This is a genomic window from Streptomyces sp. NPDC050263, from assembly GCF_040655955.1.
In the GTDB taxonomy this organism is placed as follows: domain Bacteria; phylum Actinomycetota; class Actinomycetes; order Streptomycetales; family Streptomycetaceae; genus Streptomyces.
This window is the reverse complement of the sequence record NZ_JBFAKW010000090.1, coordinates 1-16,381: the sequence shown is the minus strand read 5'-3', so window position 1 is coordinate 16,381 and position 16,381 is coordinate 1. Positions and strand designations below refer to the sequence as shown.

The following is a 16,381-nucleotide window of genomic DNA, read 5'->3' as shown; positions in this document are numbered from 1 at the left end:
CCAGGAAGCACGCCGCGCGCCGTGCGACGGTGACCGTACTGCTGATCGAACGTTGCTGATCGAACGTACGGAGACCGTCATGGCCGACCTCCAGGACGAGCTGCACACGGAGCTGCACACCCTTCCCGAGGCCGGCGAACTCGACGACGTACTCGACGAGGGACTCTACGGCGGACCCGACGGCGGACCCGACGGCGAGGCGCGGGCGGGCGCCCCCTTCGCCGCGTATCCGCCGGACCTGGCTGCCGCGCCCGAGCCGGAGACCAGCCCGCTGGACCGCGCCCACGCCCTCCTCGCCGTACACCCCGTCGCCGACGGCTACAGCGGACTGCCCTGGGCCCTGCGCCACCTGCCCCGGTACGACCTCCAGCTCGGCGAGAGCGCCGTCGACACCGATGTGCCCCGGCTGCGCGAAGGCCATGTGGGCGCGCTGCTGTGGGCGCTGCACCTGCCCGAGGGACCGGCCGCCGACCGGGCCGTCGGCGCGACCCTGGAGCAGCTGGACCTCGTCCGGTCGGTGATCGCCACGCACCCCGACGGGCTGCGCCTCGCCCGCACCGCCGGGCAGGTCATCGACGCCCGCAACTGCGGCCGGGTCGCCGTCGTCGTGGGTCCGGCCACGGCCGCCGCGCTCGACGACTCGCTCGGCATCCTGCGGGTCCTGCACTCCCTCGGGCTGCGCGTCCTGACCCTCTCCGGCACCAGCTGGGCGAGCGAGGCGGGACTGACCCGGTTCGGCGAGGAGGTCCTCCGCGAGATGAACCGGCTCGGTGTCCTCGCCGACCTCTCCGGGGCCTCCGACACCACCGTCAGCCGCGCCCTCACCCTCTCCAAGACGCCTGCCCTGTGCACCCGCTCCGCCGCCCGCGCCCTGCGCCCCCACCCCGACAACCTGCCCGACGAGCTGCTGGCCGAGCTGGGCGCGGCAGGCGGCCTGTGCCTGGTGCCGCTGACCGCCGAGCAGACCGGCCCGAGCGTCCGGGACGTCGCCGACCACCTCGACCGCGTGCGCGCGATCGCCGGCCCCGGCTGCGTCGGCCTGTCCGGCACCTACGACTCCGGCGCCGCCCACCCGCAGGGCCTCGCCGACGCCTCCGGCTACCCGCACCTGATCGCGGAACTGCTCCACCGCGGCTGGCCGGACCCCGACATCGCCCTGCTGACCTGGGGAAACATGCAGCGCGTCCTGCGCATGGCGGACTTCACCGCCCGAGCGGCACAGGACCGCCGGGACCCGTCGACGGCCCGCATCGCCCAGCTGGACGGCTGATCCGCTCAGGCCAGGGGCTTCTCGATCCGGCAGAGGCAGAACGGATGCCCCGCGGGGTCGGCGTACACCTGGAAGTCCTTCTTCTCCCGGTCCTCCAGGTTCAGCGGCCGCGCGCCCAGCGCCAGCACCCGCTCGTGGGCCGCGTCGACCTCCGCCCAGGTGGAGCCGGCGTCGAGGTCGATGTGGAACTGCTGTCCGTTGCGGTCGGAGCGCGGCCACTCCGGCGGGGTGTACCCCGCCACCTCCTGGAAGCCGAGCCGGGGACCGCCGGGCACCTGGAGGACGACCCAGTCCTCCTCCCCCTCCTCCCACTCGGGGGCGCCGCCCACGACCGCCGCGTAGAACTCGGCGAGCGCGCGCGGATCGGGACAGTCGAGCACGACGTTGCGGAATCGGGCGATGGGCGGCATGGGCCCTCCTGACTTCTCGGACACCGGCGGTTTCGGCGGTTTCAGCACGTGCACAGACAGAACGGGTGCCCGGCCGGATCCGCGTACACCCGCCAGCCGCGCGAGCGGTCCTGTGTGTCCAGCGGCTTCGCGCCCAGCGCGAGCACGCCCCGCTCGGCCGCGTCCAGGTCGTCGACGGTCAGGTCCAGATGGAACTGCTGCGAGTGCTCCGGCGCGGGCCACGCGGGCGGCACGAACCCCGGGGCGGCCTGGAAGGCCAGCGACTGACCGCCGGGCACCTTCACATCCACCCAGTCCCCGTCGTCGCTCTCGACGCTGCCGCCCAGCACCTCGGCGTAGAAACCGGCGAGCGCACGCGGGTCGGGACAGTCCAGGACGACGACGCCCAGCTCGGCAAGAGCCATGACTCCTCCTCGGGTTACCTGATAGAGGCATTAGAAGGTAACGGTTACCTCATGCTCCCGCATGGGAGGTAACGTCGCAAGCATGAATGAGCGATCGGCCGCCCCCGGGGAACTGGCCCTGGTGGAGTCCCTGGTGAACACGCTGGACCTGGAGTCGGGCGCCGACTCGCTGGACACGGCGGACGGCCGGGCGCGGTTCGGGCTCACCGAGGACGACGGCGAGCTGGCGCGCGCCCGTGAGCTGCGCGAGTCCCTGCGCGTGGCCCTGCTGGCCCACGCGGGCCACGCACCGCACCGCGAGGTGACCCCGCTGGGCGAGCTGCTGGCATCGGCGCCCCTGCTGGTGACCGTCGACGAGGACGACGGCTCCGCCCGCCTGACCCCCGCGGACGGGGCCCCGCTGCTCTCCCGTACGGCCGCCGCCGTCGCGGCCGCGCTGATCGCGGGCACCTGGACCCGGCTGAAGGCCTGCGAGGCCGTGACCTGCCACTGGGCGTACTACGACCGCAGTCCGGCGGGCCGTGGCCGCTGGTGCTCGATGCAGGTGTGCGGGGCGCGCGCCAAGATGCGCCGCTACCGCGCGAAGTAGTTCACCACTCGTCGCACAGATCTGTGGTGCAGAATGCAACAAGACGCCGGTTCGGCCGACTGAGCCTCGGCCGAACCGGCGTCCCTGTGCGCCTGCTGCGGCTGTGTGCGCGCCTGCTGAGGCTGCGGCTATGCGGTCGGGCGTCCCATGGCCCGGTAGGTCCACCCGGCCTTGCGCCACAGCGCGGGGTCGAGCGCGTTGCGGCCGTCGAGGATCAGCCGGCTCGTCGCGACCTCGCCGAGCGCCGCCGGGTCCAGCTCGCGGAACTCCCGCCACTCGGTGAGGTGCAGGACGACGTCGGCGCCCCGTACGGCCTCCAGGGCCGAGTCGGCGTAGCCGAGGGTCGGGAAGACGCGGCGCGCGTTCGCCATCCCCTTCGGGTCGTACACCGTGACCTGTCCGCCCTGGAGGTGGATCTGCCCGGCCACGTTGAGCGCGGGCGAGTCCCGGACGTCGTCCGAGTCGGGCTTGAAGGTGGCGCCGAGCACGGCGACCCGCTTGCCCAGGAAGGACCCGCCGCCCAGCGCCTGCCGGGCCAGCTCGACCATCCGCCCGCGCTGCCGCATGTTGATCGAGTCGATCTCGCGGAGGAAGGTGAGCGCCTGGTCGGCCCCGAGCTCACCGGCGCGGGCCATGAAGGCGCGGATGTCCTTGGGCAGACAGCCGCCGCCGAAGCCGATCCCGGCCCGCAGGAACTTCTTGCCGATCCGGTCGTCGTAGCCGATGGCCTCGGCCAGCTTGGCGACGTCGCCGCCGCCGGCCTCGCACACCTCCGCCATGGCGTTGATGAAGGAGATCTTGGTGGCGAGGAAGGAGTTCGCGGAGGTCTTCACCAGCTCGGCGGTCGGGAAGTCGGTGACGACGAACGGCGTCCCTTCCCCGACCGGCGTCTCGTACACCTGCCGCAGCACCGTCTCGGCCCGCTCGCTGCGCACCCCGACCACGATCCGGTCCGGATGCAGCGTGTCCTGGACCGCGAAGCCCTCCCGCAGGAACTCCGGGTTCCACGCGAGCTCGGCGTCCTCCCCGGCGGGCGCCAGCTCGACGATCGTCCGGGCCAGCCGCTCCGCGGACCCCACGGGCACGGTCGACTTGCCGACGACGAGGACGGGCCGCGTCAGATGCGGAGCGAGGGAGGCGATCGCGGACTCGAAGTACGACATGTCGCAGGCGTACTCGCCGTGCTTCTGCGGTGTGTTCACGCAGACGAAGTGGACGTCGCCGAAGGCCCCCACCTCGGCCCAGTCCTGGGTGAACCGCAGCCGCCCGCTGGTCCCCTCGAACCCGGCGACGTGCCGGCGCAGCAGATCCTCGAGCCCCGGCTCGTACATCGGGGCCTCGCCGCGCTCGAGCATCTCGATCTTCTCCCGCACGACGTCGAGAGCGAGCACCTCGAAGCCCAGCTCGGCCATCGCCGCGGCGTGCGTGGCGCCGAGATAGCCGGTGCCGATCACGGTGATCTTGAGGGCCATGAATGCTCCTGACGGGGGATGCCGACACTGCGCGCCCGAGCATAGTCGGGGCATGTCGCGGCCCCTCACCGGGCAGATCCCGGTCGGGGCGCCCCTTGTCGCCAAACTCACGTGCCACTCGGCCGGGAGGACCCCTAAAATTTGAGTTACTTAACGGTAATTAGCGTCGTGAACCGCAGCGTATTTGGAGCGTGAGACACCTTGTCCGGATCGGCTGACTTCGACCTGTACCGCCCGTCCGAGGAGCACGGCATGCTCCGCGACGCCATCCGCTCGCTGTCGGAGGCGAAGATCGCGCCGTACGCCGCCGCGGTGGACGAGGAGGCCCGCTTCCCGCAGGAGGCGCTGGACGCGCTGGTGGCGAGCGACCTGCACGCGGTGCACGTACCCGAGTCGTACGGCGGCACGGGCGCGGACGCCCTGGCCACGGTGATCGTGATCGAGGAGGTGGCCCGTGTCTGCGTGTCCTCCTCCCTCATCCCCGCGGTCAACAAGCTGGGCTCGCTCCCGGTGATCCTCTCCGGCTCCGAGGACCTGAAGAAGAAGTACCTGACGCCGCTGGCCAAGGGCGACGTGCTGTTCTCGTACGCCCTCTCGGAGCCGGACGCGGGCTCGGACGCGGGCGGCATGAAGACCAAGGCGGTCCGCGACGGCGACCACTGGATCCTGAACGGCGTGAAGCGCTGGATCACCAACGCCGGCGTCAGCGAGTACTACACGGTCATGGCCGTCACCGACCCCACCAAACGCACCAAGGGCATCTCGGCCTTCGTCGTGGAGAAGTCCGACCCGGGAGTCTCCTTCGGCGCCCCGGAGAAGAAGCTGGGCATCAAGGGCTCCCCGACCCGCGAGGTCTACTTCGACAACGTGCGCATCCCGGCCGACCGCATGATCGGCGAGGAGGGCACCGGCTTCGCCACCGCGATGAAGACCCTGGACCACACCCGCATCACCATCGCCGCGCAGGCGCTGGGCGTCGCCCAGGGCGCGTTCGACTACGCCAAGGGCTATGTCCGGGAGCGCAAGCAGTTCGGCAAGGCGATCGCCGACTTCCAGGGCATCCAGTTCATGCTCGCCGACATGGCCATGAAGATCGAGGCCGCCCGCGCCCTCACCTACCAGGCCGCGGCCGCCTCCGAACGCCTCGACAGCGACCTCACCTTCCAGGGCGCGGCCGCCAAGTGCTTCGCCTCGGACGTCGCGATGGAGGTCACCACGGACGCCGTCCAGCTCCTCGGCGGCTACGGCTACACCCGCGACTACCCGGTGGAGCGCATGATGCGCGACGCCAAGATCACGCAGATTTATGAGGGCACGAACCAAGTACAGCGGATCGTCATGGCCCGCAACCTGCCGTAACGCCTCCCGCGCGCGACTCTCAGTCCGCCAGCCCCTCCGCCACCCGGCGCTCGCGCAGTTCTCTGATCGCGCGGCGGCGGGCCAGGCGGTGGGTGCGGCGGATCTGGGCCTCCTGGTAGCGGCGTTCGTCGCGTTCCGTCTCCGGGACGACCGGGGGGACCGGGCGGGGTTTGCCGTCGGCGTCGACGGCGGCGAAGACCAGGTAGGCCGAGCCGACCTGGGTGGCCGGCGCGGACTCGTTCCAGCGCTCGGCCAGCACCCGGACGCCGACCTCCATCGAGGTCCGGCCGGTCCAGTTCACCTGGGCCTTCACATGGACGAGGTCCCCGACCCGGACCGGCTCCAGGAACGCCATCTCGTCCATGGACGCGGTGACGGCCGGCCCGCCGGAGTGCCGGCCGGCCACGGCGCCCGCCGCGTCGTCCACGAGCTTCATGATCACGCCGCCGTGCACCGTGCCCAACAGGTTGGTGTCGTTGTGGCCCATGATGTGGCTGAGGGTGGTGCGGGACGCCGATGTGGGCTTGCCCGGGATGTCCGGGGTGCTGCCCGAGTCCGCCGCGGTGACCTGGTCTGTCATGTCCTCCACCTTATGCCGAGGGGGACAACCCGGGACTTTGTGTCAGCTTGGCAACAGCGGGGCTGTGATTTTCCGACGCCCCTGTATAGGACACTGCGGCGACCTGCACACTGGTCCGCATGAACGATTGGCCCGAGGGATGGTCCGACAACGACCGCGGCAACCGGTACGGCGGCGGCAGCGCCGGCGCACAGCCCGAGAGCGCCCGCGTCATGCGGCAGGTCCGCCGTGGCCCGGCCGCCCCGCCGAGCGGCGCCGGCGTCCCGCCGCAGCCGTCGTACGTCAACGGTCAGGGACACGGCGACTACACGAACGCCCGGCAGACCGGGTACGACAGCGGCTACAGCTCGGGCCAGGTCTACGGCGGCGACTCCGGTGGACCGGGCGGCCCGGCGGGCCATGACACCCGTGGTCCCCGTCCCGCGCCGAACTGGCGCCGTCGCATCAAGTGGACGGCGATCTCGGTCGTCACCGTGCTGGTCGTGACGACCGTCGGCACCTACTTCTGGGCCGACTCCAAGCTCCAGCGCGACGTCGACCTGTCGAAGGTCATCGACCGGCCCGAGGCGGGCGAGGGCACGAACTACCTCATCGTCGGCTCCGACAGCCGTGAGGGCATGTCCGCCGAGGAGAAGAAGGAACTGCACACCGGCTCCGCCGAGGGCAAGCGCACCGACTCGATGATGATCCTGCACACCGGATCCAACGGCGACACGCTGATCTCGCTGCCCCGCGACTCCGACGTGGAGATCCCGTCGTTCGTCGGCTCCGAGTCCGGCAAGACGTACAAGGGCACCGGCCGGCACGTGAAGCTGAACGCGGCCTACGCCGAGGACGGCCCGGAACTGCTGGTGCGCACCGTCGAGTTCAACACCGGCCTGCGCATCGACCACTACGTGGAGATCGGCTTCGCGGGCTTCGCGAACATCGTCGACTCGGTCGGCGGCGTCGAGATCGACATCCCGCAGGACATCAAGGACACCAAGTCCGGCGCCGACTTCAAGAAGGGCAAGCAGACCCTGAACGGCGAGGAGGCCCTCGCGTTCGTCCGCACCCGCTACGCGCTCGCGAACTCCGACCTCGACCGCACGAAGAACCAGCAGAAGTTCCTCGCCGCCCTCGCCAACCAGGTGGCCACCCCGGGCACGGTCCTCAACCCGTTCAAGCTGTACCCGACCCTGAGCGCGGGCCTGGACACCCTGATCGTCGACAAGGACATGGGCCTGTACGACCTGGCGTCCATGTTCTTCGCGATGAAGGGCGTCAACAGCGGTGACGGCAAGTCGATGAACATGCCGATCTCCGGTTCCGTCGGCGGCAACCTCGTCTGGGACAAGGCGAAGGTGAAGACGCTGGTCAACGAGCTGAAGAACGACGAGAAGGTCACCGTCTCGGGCAACTGAGCCGACAGGACGAGGGGCGCCCCGGACGGGGGCGCCCCTCATCACGCGTGGGCGGCACTCACATCGTGGCGCCGGCCATCGTGCGGCACATCTCCGCGCAGCGGCGACAGGACTCCGCGCAGCGCATCATCTGCGGATCGTCCGGCATGGACATACACGCCTCCGCGCACATGTCGCACGCCTTGGCGCACATCGCGCACATCTCGGCCGACATGGGCGAGCGCCGCATCATCATGTCGGCGCACATGCGGGTCGTCTCGGCGCAGTCCAGGAGCGCGCGCATGATCTGCATCTGGGCCTGGCCGCCCATCTGCATGCAGGAGCTCATGGTCTCCTCGCACATGCTGTGGCAGGACATGCAGGCCTCGACGCAGTCCTGCATCTGCTTGCTCATGGCGTTCATGGTTCCGGGCTGGGTCATGGCTCCTCCAGGGGGTGCGGGGGCCCGGGTCGGGCCCGAGCGTGTTTTTCGGACTTCCGACTTCCGTCCTACGCCCTGCGGCGGGCCCCCGCCATCGGGGGAGCCTCGCCGGGGTCCCTCGGGGGTCTCCTGGGCGTCCCCGAGGGATCTCCCAGGGATCTCCCAGGGATCTCCCAGGGGTCTCCCAGGGATCTCCTAGGGGCACCCCACCTCGTCCCCTCGCACCACTCCGAACTCGCCCTGTTCCGCGTCCACCGCCCGTACCTTCCGCACCTGACGGAAGTCCGCGCCCGCGATCACCTTCAGCGTCGCCCCGAGCCCCTTGACGGGGCGCAGTTCGCTGCCCGGCAGGGCGGTCGCGAGGGACTTCGCGGAGCGGTCCCAGCGGGGGTCGTAGGCGACGACCGTGCGCCGGGCGGAGGGTGCGGCCGCGCTGACCGGCTGCCGGGTCGTACGGAAGCCCACCGCGGCCAGCGCGCTGTCCACCCGCCGGCCGAGGCCCGCCGTGCGCGTGCCGTTCTCCACCTGGACCCGGATCTGCTGCGGGGCCACGTCCACCCGTGCGACCCGGCCGTCGAGGGCACGGGCGGTCGCGGCGAGGGGCTTGTCGTCGCGCAGGGCCCCAAAGAGGCGCTGCGACTTCGCCGGGTCCCACTTCAGCGTCGAGCCGATGCCCTTCACCACGTATCCCATCTGGCCGATGGGGACGGTCGTGAACTCGGAGGACGAGGGGGAGAAGGTGCGCATCGCCCGGCCGAGGTCGAGCAGTTCGTCGGCGCCGAAGCCCCGGTCCGCCCGCACCGAGCCGAGCACCGCTCGGGTCACGTCCCGGAACCGCAGCGGGTTCAGCAGGATCCCGGAGGAGGTGGCGCGGTCCACCAGGGCTGCCAGGAAGCGCTGTTGGCGTTTCATCCTGCCCAGGTCGGCGGAGCCGTCCGCGTGCCGGGAGCGGACGTACTGCAACGCCTCGCCGCCCATGAGCGTGTGCGCGCCCGGCGGCAGGTCCAGGCCCGTGTACGAGTCCTTCAGCGGCTTCGCCGTGCAGATCTTCACACCGCCGAGGACGTCCACCGTCTTCATGAAGCTGGTGAAGTCGACCTCAAGGTAGTGGTCGATCTTCACGTGCGTCATGTGCTCGACCGTGCGGACGGTCAGCTGCGGGCCGCCCTCCGCGTACGCCGCGTTGATCTTGAGCGGGTGGCCGTGGTGCTGTCTGCCGGTGGCCTGGTCGGTGTGCGGGGGAGTCTCGGCGTAGGAGTCGCGCGGGAGACTGACCACGCTGGCCCGCTCCCGGTCCTCCGAGATGTGCACGATCATGATCGTGTCGGTGCAGTGGCAGGGGGCCCCGCCCAGCCGGTACCGCCGGCGCTCCGCCTGCGTGATCCGGTCGCGGCCGTCGGTGCCGACCAGCAGGACGTTCATGCCGTGGCCGGCCCGCGGACGGTTCTTCATGTCCTTGAAGGGGTCGACCCGGGCGATGTCCGCGTCGAGGCTGCTGATCACCGAGTGACCGATGCCGGCGGCGGCGAGCAGCACCACCGAGAGCGTGGTCGCCGCCCGGACGGCCCAGCGCGGGCGTCGGCGGCGAACGGGGGAACGCGGCACGCGGCGCCGAGGGTGCGGGCGGCGCGGGGACCGGAGCGGGGTGGTGGGCATAGGGGGGCACCTCCGGGCGGCGACCGTGGGGCGGGGGAAGCCGTTCGCACAGTAGGCCCATACGATCTGCCGACCGGTGCAACCGCACCCGGCGGGGCGGGCCGTGTCCCCCGTTCGCGGTAACGTGAGCGTCCTATGAACGCCAAGCCCGACGTGCAGCTCCCCGCCGTGTCCGTCATCATGCCCGTCCTCGACGAGGAGCGGCATCTGCGCGGAGCCGTCCAAGCGATCCTCGCGCAGGAGTACCCCGGCGAGATGGAGGTCGTGATCGCCATCGGTCCGTCCACGGACCGTACGGAAGAGATCGCGGCCGAGCTCGTATCCGAAGACCCGCGCGTGCACACGGTCCCGAATCCCACCGGGCGCACGCCCGCCGCGCTCAACGCCGCGATCAAGGCCTCCCGCCATCCGATCGTCGTCCGCGTGGACGGGCACGGCATGCTCTCGCCGAACTACATCGCCACCGCCGTGCGGCTCCTGGAGGAGACCGGCGCGCAGAACGTCGGCGGCATCATGCACGCCGAGGGCGAGAACGACTGGGAGCACGCGGTCGCCGCGGCCATGACCTCGAAGATCGGGGTCGGCAACGCCGCCTTCCACACGGGAGGGCAGGCCGGCCCGGCCGAGACCGTGTACCTGGGTGTCTTCCGGCGCGAGGCGCTGGAGCAACAGGGCGGCTACAACGAGGAGTTCATCCGCGCCCAGGACTGGGAGCTGAACTTCCGGATCCGGGAGGCCGGCGGGCTGATCTGGTTCTCGCCCGAGCTGAAGGTCTCCTACCGGCCCCGGCCGAGCGTGCGGGCGCTCGCCAAGCAGTACAAGGACTACGGCCGTTGGCGGCACGTCGTGGCCCGCTACCACGAGGGCTCCATCAACCTGCGCTACCTCGCCCCGCCGACCGCGGTGTGCCTGATCGCGGCCGGCGTCGTGGTGGGCGCCGCGCTCACCCCGCTGGGTTTCGTGATCCCCGGCGGCTATCTCGCGGCGATAGTCGCCGGATCGCTGCCGGCGGGCAAGGGGCTGCCGGCGAAGGCCCGGCTGCAGATCCCCGTCGCTCTCGCCACCATGCACATGTGCTGGGGCTTCGGCTTCCTGACCAGCCCGAAGGCGCTGGCCAGAAGGGTCATCGCCTCGCGCCGCCCGGCAGTCCTCAGCGACGCGAACTGAGCACCCCACACCCGGCCCCGACTTGGCCCCGCCCCGGCCCCGACTTGGCCCCGGCCCCGACTTGGCCCCGGCCCGGACTCGGCCTCGGACCCGGCCGGGATCACCCGGCCCGGCCCGGAGCACCCGGCCCCGAGCTGGACCACTCGGCCCGACCCGGCCCCGTCCGGGAATCCGGCCCTGAGCCGGACCCGGCCCCGACCCGGATCATCCGAACCCGGCCCCGACCCGGATCATCCGAACCCGGCCCCGACCCGGACTCCAGCCGAACCGGACCCGGACTACCAGGTGTAGTCCGGATCCACGTGCATGCACTGGGTGGTGTCGGACGCGTTGATCGCCCCGGCGGTGTCGGGCGTCTTGTCGTCCGTCTCCGCCACCTTGTACGTCGTCCCGGACCGCCAGTCGGCGCCCACGACGACCATGACCCCGGAGACGTCGGTGGACTTCTTCACCTGGCTCGCCGGGATGCCGAGGGCCTTCGCGACGGCCTGGGCGTCGCCCTGGAGATCGGCGCTCGGGTAGCGGACCACCGTCTTCGCCTCGGCCGTGGCCGTGGAGGTGTCCGCGACGGCCTCGTCGAAGCCCTTGCCCGCCAGCAGCTCCTTCACGGCCGTCGCGCGCCCGCGCACCGGGCCCAGCGTGTCCGTGGAGGTGCCGTTGTGCACCTGCACCGCGATCTGGTCGTTCGCGGCGGCCGGGTCCGCGGCGACCGTCGGCGTCGGGCTGGCCGTGCCGGTGACCTTCTTGGCGTCCTTGCCGTCCAGCGCGATGTCGTCGCGCACCAGCCGGAACAGCTGCGTGGCGTCGTCGGTGGGGACCACCCGGCTGCCCTGGTAGCGGTTCGGCATGGTCGTCATCGTGATGCGGTCGGTGGGCACCTTCTGCAACTCGCCCGCCAGGTCGTACATCTTCGTGATGGTGTCCAGGCCGTCGTCGACGGTGATCGCCTTGGTGGCCGCCTCGGCGAGCTTGCGCAGCTTGTTGGGGTTGGTCAGCTTGGCGTTGGCGCGCAGCTCGCGGACCATCGAGTTCATGTACATGTGCTGCGCCTTGGCGCGGGCGAGGTCGGTGTCGTCCTCGAAGCCGTAGCGGGTGCGCAGCCACTGCAGGGCCTGCTTGCCCTTGACGGAGGTGGTGCCCTTCTCCAGCTTCAGACCGGAGCCCTTGCCGCTGTAGGTGTGCGAGTAGACGTTGGCGTCCACGCAGACCGGGACGCCGCCTATCGCGTCCGCCATCGACACCACACCCGAGAAGTCGATCATCATGAAGTGGTCGATGTGGATGTCGGTGAGCTTCTCCCACGTGGCCACCGTGCAGCCGGGGCCGCCGCGGCCGAGCGACACGTTCGTCATCTCGTGGGTCAGCGCCTGGTAGGTGGTCCCGTCGTCGGGGTCCGTGCACTTGGGTATGTCCAGGAGCGTGTCGCGCGGCATGCTCACCACCGACATGTTGCTGCGGTCCGCCGATATGTGCAGCAGCATCTGGACGTCGGCCAGCGGGGGACCGTCGAAGGTGTCCTTGGCGCCGCCGAGCTTCTGGTTCTCCGCGGTGTCACGGGCGTCCGAGCCGATCAGCAGGATGTTCAGCGCCGTCTGCCCGGCCGAGTTGGCCTCCGTCTGGGCCGCCCGGTCCTTGGCGTCGCCGATGTTCAGGTCGTCGCTCTTGATGTTCGAGTTGAGGTGTTCGTAGTAGAGGTATCCGGCCCCCGCGCCGCCGAGTATCACCACCGCGAGCACGGTCGCCGACCAGCGCAACGCACGTCGACGTCGGCGTTTGCGGTCGGTGCCATGGCGCTGCCCGCGCCCATGCCCGCCCCGCCCACGCCCGTCGCTGCCTCGGCCCGCACCGGAGGCCCCGGCCTCCCCGTTCGCTCCCTCGGGCGCGTCCGCCGCCTGTTTCTGCCGGTCCCGCGCAGTCGGTGACTCCGTGTCGTCGACCGCGGGAACCTCCCCCCGCACCCCACTGCTCCCCGCCATTGCCCTGCCCCTCCCCGCCGTGCGCCTGACACGGGCCCGTCCCGCGTCCAGTCAGACGCATGACGGGCCCGAAGGGTTACCTACTTGGCGCACTCGACCTTGTCCGCCGTGGACTTCTCGACCGTGTCCGGCACGGTGGTCGGGGCCGTGAGCGAGACGCCCGCGCCCTTGAAGTCCTTGCCCAGCGTCAGTGTCATCGTCGGCAGACCCTGGGAGTTGGTGACGCTCTTGCCCGGCTTCAGCGCGGTGCCGGCCAGCCCCATGACGGCGGCGAGCTTGCGTGCCTGTGCGGCCTGGTCGGGCGCGTACTCGAGCGTCGTCTTGCTCAGCTCTGCGGGTGCGTTGCCCGCGTTCTCGGACTTCGTCACGCCCTCATCAATCTGGAGCCAGTTAAGAGTCTCCTGTGCGCTGCCGGCGGGAGCACCGCCGTTCATCACCTGTACCCGCACCTCGGAGGCGGCGGACTGGGCGCCCTTGAGGCGGGCCGCCGCGGCCGCGGCCGCCGCGTCCTTCGACGCCGCCGCCTGCTGCTGCACCTCGGTGAACGAGACGTCGTCCTTGATCATCTGGAAGACGGTGGGCGCGGTCGAGCTGTTCACCACGACCGTGGCCTTGACCTTCTCGGCCGGGTTGTCGACCACCGGCACGGTGGTGAAGGTCAGGTTCTTGACGTTGAGCTTGCCCAGCTCGAGACCGAGGTCCTTCAGCTTGTCGATGCTGTCCAGCTGGGAGTCGACGGTCAGCGCCTTCGTGCCCGCCTCCGCCAGCTTTATCATCTTGGTCGGGCTGGTGAGCGTGTCGTTCGACTTCAGCTTGCGCATCAGGGCGCTCAGGAACTGCTGTTGCAGCGCGATCCGGCTCAGGTCGCCGCCGAAGCCCACCGAGTGCCGGGTGCGCACGAAGGCCAGCGCCTGCTCGCCCTCGATGGTGTGCGTGCCCTTCGACAGCTTCAGTTTCGAGTCCTCGTCGTCGATGTCCTTGGCCAGGCACACCTCGACGCCGCCGACCGCCGTGGTCAGCGTCTTCACCGCGTTGAAGTCGGCGACCATGAAGTTGTCGGCCTGGATCCCGGTCAGCGCGGTGACCGTGCGCACGGTGCAGCTCGGCGTACGGCCGTCCTGCCCGAGGCTGGTGTTGAACCGGACGTCGTCCGTGCCCGGGATGACCTTGGTGGAGCCGTCCTCCTGCTCGGTCTGGCAGTCCGGGACGTCCACGATCAGGTCGCGCGGGATGCTCAGCGCGGTCGCGTTCGTCCGGTCCTTGGAGACGTGCAGCAGGATCGTGGTGTCCGCATGGCCCACGCTGCCCGAGTCGCCGTAGCCCTCGTTGCCGGAGCCGGTGCGCTTGTCGGTGCCGATGACCAGCAGGTTGATCGCCTTGTCCTTGCTGAAGCCACCGGTGCTCGCGCCGTCGTCGGAGACAGCGGTGATGTTGTCGTTGAGGTGCTCCAGATAGAGGTAGGCCGCACCGGCCGTGCCCACCAGGACGAAGGCCATGATCCCGCCGGTCCACAGCAGGATCTTCTTCGCCTTCGACTTCTTCTTCACCGGCCTGCGCCCACGCCGGTTCGACGCGGCTTCCTCCACGGGCCCACCGCGCCGCCGACGCTGCCCGGGCACCTGCTCGGACGACGAGGACGGCGACGCCGCAGCCGGCGAAGACGGGGAAGAAGGGGAAGAAGGGAACGGCGAAGAAGGGGGCGGCGAATCCCGCCCCCGCGCCGAGCCATCGCCCCTGGTCGTACCGGAGGCAGATCTACGAGGCCCGGGCACCGACGATTGCGGTGCGGAAGGACTCAGTCGCAGTTCGTATTCGCCGGTGTTCGGATTGAGCACCCACTGGTCTGCGGGATCGATGTTGTCCGCCCGCCCACGGCCTTGCGCGTCCACGGTTGTCCGAATCCTCCGTCGGGGCCACGCGGCGCCTTTTACCCCCTCTAAAGGCGCTCGGGTCTCGGTCACACGGTGCGCGACCCCAGGAAGGACCTCGTGGCCGGGTGCACCGGATCGCTCACACTAGCCGCCAAGTTCGACGCGAAGCGACGGCCGTGACAAATTCCACGCCCCTACAACCGGGCAATCCGCCCATTTCCTTGAACTCCAGTTCGCGGGAAGGGCTGGGCTTGGCAAGCGCTTTACCTGCAGCTGTCCTCGGCGGCTGTGTTTCCACGGAACGTCGGAGCGGGCGGAGTGGGCGAAAACGCCCCGGAAGCCGCACTCCTCACCACCCCCGACCGGTACGGGCCGTGATCGCCCGACTCCGAGGGCGAGGCGTTTGTGGGAACTTCCTTAGAAACCACCACCGGCATGTCGGTCCGCAGCCGTTCGAAGAGTTTCTCCGCCTCGGGCTCCACGAGTTGGTCGCGATTCGCGTTGTAGACGTACGACTCCCGTGGGACGGTCAGGAATTGCACATGTTCGGTGGGAATGTCGCGTAGACCGCGCACGAGTTCATACAGTCCGCGCAGACTCGCCAGATCCGGATCGGTGGTGAGAGACGACGTGGCCGCGTCCAGCACCGGATACAGCTTCACCGGATTCAGTAGGACGTCATTGCTCTGCACCTTGTTGACGAGCGCCCCGAGAAACCGTTGCTGCCGATCCATCCGGTCGGTGTCACTGCCGTTCCCGAGCGACTTGCGGGCCCGCACGTAACCGAGCGCCTGCTCCCCGTCGAGCGTGACCTTCCCGGCGGGCAGCCGCAGCCCGGCGGCCTTGTCGCTGATCGCCTCCTTCAGGCAGACCTCAACCCCGTCGACGGCGTCGACGACATCTTTGAACCCACTGAAGTCGACGACGACGTGATGATCGATCCGCACCCCGGTCAGCTTCTCCACCGTCCGGATGGTGCAGGCCGAACCCCCGGTCTGGAACGCGTAGTTGAACATCGCGAACATCGGCTCGGTCCGCTTCCCGTTCGCCCGCCGACACCCCGGCACGTCCACCATCAGGTCACGCGGCAGGGAAACGGCGGTGGCGCTGCGCCGCCCGGCGGCCAGATGCAACAGGATCGTCGTGTCCGACCGCTCGGTCCCGGAGTCCCGCCCGTACTTCTCGTTCCCGTCCCCGGACCGCGAGTCGGACCCGATGAGCAGGATGTTCTGCGCGTCCTTCACCAACGAGGTCGGCCGCTCCTTCGCATACCGGGCGAGCTCGGCCGCGGCGGCCTCGTCGGGAGTGATGTTCCCGTCGAGCTTCACATACACCACCCACCCGGCCACCCCCACGCCCAACAGCACGACCCCCACCCCGGCCACCCCGTACCGCACCCACCGCCGCCGACGCCGCCGCACCAGCCCCCGCTCATCGGCAGACGCCCCCACCCCCGGCCCGAGAGGCCCACCGGAACCCGCCGAGTACGTCACGTCCGATCCACCCCTCCCGCCGCACGAGCGCGCAGAGCCACTCCTACGACGATGGCGCGAACCCCTCCGGGGGGCGGCCGGGGGTGAGCCGAACGGGTGAGGACCGCCTGGCCGGCGGGCGCGTGTTTTCGATCGTGCGGTGCGCTGTCGGCGGGGGCGGGGGCGGGCGAGCCTGGCGCGCGGGGTGCTTTGCAGGCGGGGGTGCGTGAATCCGGCTAGATGATCAATTCCAAGGGGTGCCTGCGGAGACGCAAACGAGGGCATCCATGATCGTTTTGTGACGAACAACCTGGACACCCTCGCGACAGCA

The 16,381-nt window shown here is 70.4% G+C and carries 14 protein-coding genes; 5 read left to right on the top strand and 9 right to left on the bottom strand.

The genetic code is table 11. The features are described from left to right. Positions 1-79 precede the first annotated feature (79 nt). Complete coding sequence (locus tag AB0J04_RS31510; protein ID WP_363172001.1) at positions 80-1,270, top strand: dipeptidase; 1,191 nt, start codon at positions 80-82, stop codon at positions 1,268-1,270. Positions 1,271-1,275: 5 nt separating this feature from the next. On the opposite strand, the gene AB0J04_RS31505 is transcribed toward AB0J04_RS31510, so the two are convergent. Then, on the bottom strand, positions 1,276-1,680 hold the full coding sequence (locus tag AB0J04_RS31505; protein WP_363171999.1) for a VOC family protein: 405 nt from the start codon (positions 1,678-1,680) through the stop codon (positions 1,276-1,278). Between the two features lie 41 nt (positions 1,681-1,721). Continuing rightward, positions 1,722-2,084: a VOC family protein gene (locus AB0J04_RS31500; RefSeq protein WP_363171998.1), complete on the bottom strand. Its 363-nt coding sequence runs from the start codon at positions 2,082-2,084 to the stop codon at positions 1,722-1,724. 82 nt (positions 2,085-2,166) lie between these two features. Here AB0J04_RS31500 and AB0J04_RS31495 point away from each other — a divergent pair, with 82 nt between their 5' ends. Continuing rightward, entirely contained in the window at positions 2,167-2,673 is a 507-nt protein-coding gene (locus AB0J04_RS31495) for a CGNR zinc finger domain-containing protein (RefSeq protein WP_363171997.1), read from the top strand. A gap of 128 nt (positions 2,674-2,801) precedes the next feature. On the opposite strand, the gene AB0J04_RS31490 is transcribed toward AB0J04_RS31495, so the two are convergent. Then, positions 2,802-4,145, bottom strand: coding sequence for a UDP-glucose/GDP-mannose dehydrogenase family protein (locus AB0J04_RS31490; RefSeq protein WP_363171996.1), 1,344 nt, complete (start codon positions 4,143-4,145; stop codon positions 2,802-2,804). 201 nt (positions 4,146-4,346) lie between these two features. On the opposite strand from AB0J04_RS31490, the gene AB0J04_RS31485 reads away from it, so the two are divergent. Then, on the top strand, positions 4,347-5,504 hold the full coding sequence (locus AB0J04_RS31485; RefSeq protein WP_363171995.1) for an acyl-CoA dehydrogenase family protein: 1,158 nt from the start codon (positions 4,347-4,349) through the stop codon (positions 5,502-5,504). 19 nt (positions 5,505-5,523) lie between these two features. On the opposite strand, the gene AB0J04_RS31480 is transcribed toward AB0J04_RS31485, so the two are convergent. Further along, positions 5,524-6,084 (bottom strand): acyl-CoA thioesterase, encoded by a 561-nt coding sequence (locus tag AB0J04_RS31480; protein ID WP_363171994.1) that lies wholly within the window; start codon positions 6,082-6,084, stop codon positions 5,524-5,526. Positions 6,085-6,203: 119 nt separating this feature from the next. Between AB0J04_RS31480 and AB0J04_RS31475 the strand changes: the two genes are divergently transcribed. Then, on the top strand, positions 6,204-7,487 hold the full coding sequence (locus tag AB0J04_RS31475; protein ID WP_363171993.1) for an LCP family protein: 1,284 nt from the start codon (positions 6,204-6,206) through the stop codon (positions 7,485-7,487). A 58-nt stretch (positions 7,488-7,545) separates the two neighbouring features. Here AB0J04_RS31475 and AB0J04_RS31470 read toward each other — a convergent pair whose 3' ends face one another. Together AB0J04_RS31470 and AB0J04_RS31465 are read right to left on the bottom strand one after the other, a co-directional pair. Continuing rightward, the gene (locus AB0J04_RS31470; protein WP_363171992.1) at positions 7,546-7,908 is read right to left on the bottom strand and encodes a four-helix bundle copper-binding protein; all 363 of its coding nucleotides are present in this window, start codon (positions 7,906-7,908) and stop codon (positions 7,546-7,548) included. A 195-nt stretch (positions 7,909-8,103) separates the two neighbouring features. Further along, on the bottom strand, positions 8,104-9,564 hold the full coding sequence (locus AB0J04_RS31465) for an LCP family protein (protein WP_363171991.1): 1,461 nt from the start codon (positions 9,562-9,564) through the stop codon (positions 8,104-8,106). A gap of 135 nt (positions 9,565-9,699) precedes the next feature. Between AB0J04_RS31465 and AB0J04_RS31460 the strand changes: the two genes are divergently transcribed. Further along, complete coding sequence (locus AB0J04_RS31460; RefSeq protein WP_363171990.1) at positions 9,700-10,731, top strand: glycosyltransferase family 2 protein; 1,032 nt, start codon at positions 9,700-9,702, stop codon at positions 10,729-10,731. A gap of 278 nt (positions 10,732-11,009) precedes the next feature. On the opposite strand, the gene AB0J04_RS31455 is transcribed toward AB0J04_RS31460, so the two are convergent. The 3 genes from AB0J04_RS31455 to AB0J04_RS31445 form a co-directional block, all read right to left on the bottom strand. Then, the gene (locus tag AB0J04_RS31455) at positions 11,010-12,707 is read right to left on the bottom strand and encodes an LCP family protein (protein WP_363171989.1); all 1,698 of its coding nucleotides are present in this window, start codon (positions 12,705-12,707) and stop codon (positions 11,010-11,012) included. An 80-nt stretch (positions 12,708-12,787) separates the two neighbouring features. Then, on the bottom strand, positions 12,788-14,596 hold the full coding sequence (locus tag AB0J04_RS31450; protein WP_363171988.1) for an LCP family protein: 1,809 nt from the start codon (positions 14,594-14,596) through the stop codon (positions 12,788-12,790). Between the two features lie 245 nt (positions 14,597-14,841). Further along, a complete protein-coding gene (locus AB0J04_RS31445) occupies positions 14,842-16,002 on the bottom strand; it encodes an LCP family protein (protein WP_363172022.1) in 1,161 nt (386 codons plus the stop codon). Between the last annotated feature and the right edge of the window lie 379 nt (positions 16,003-16,381).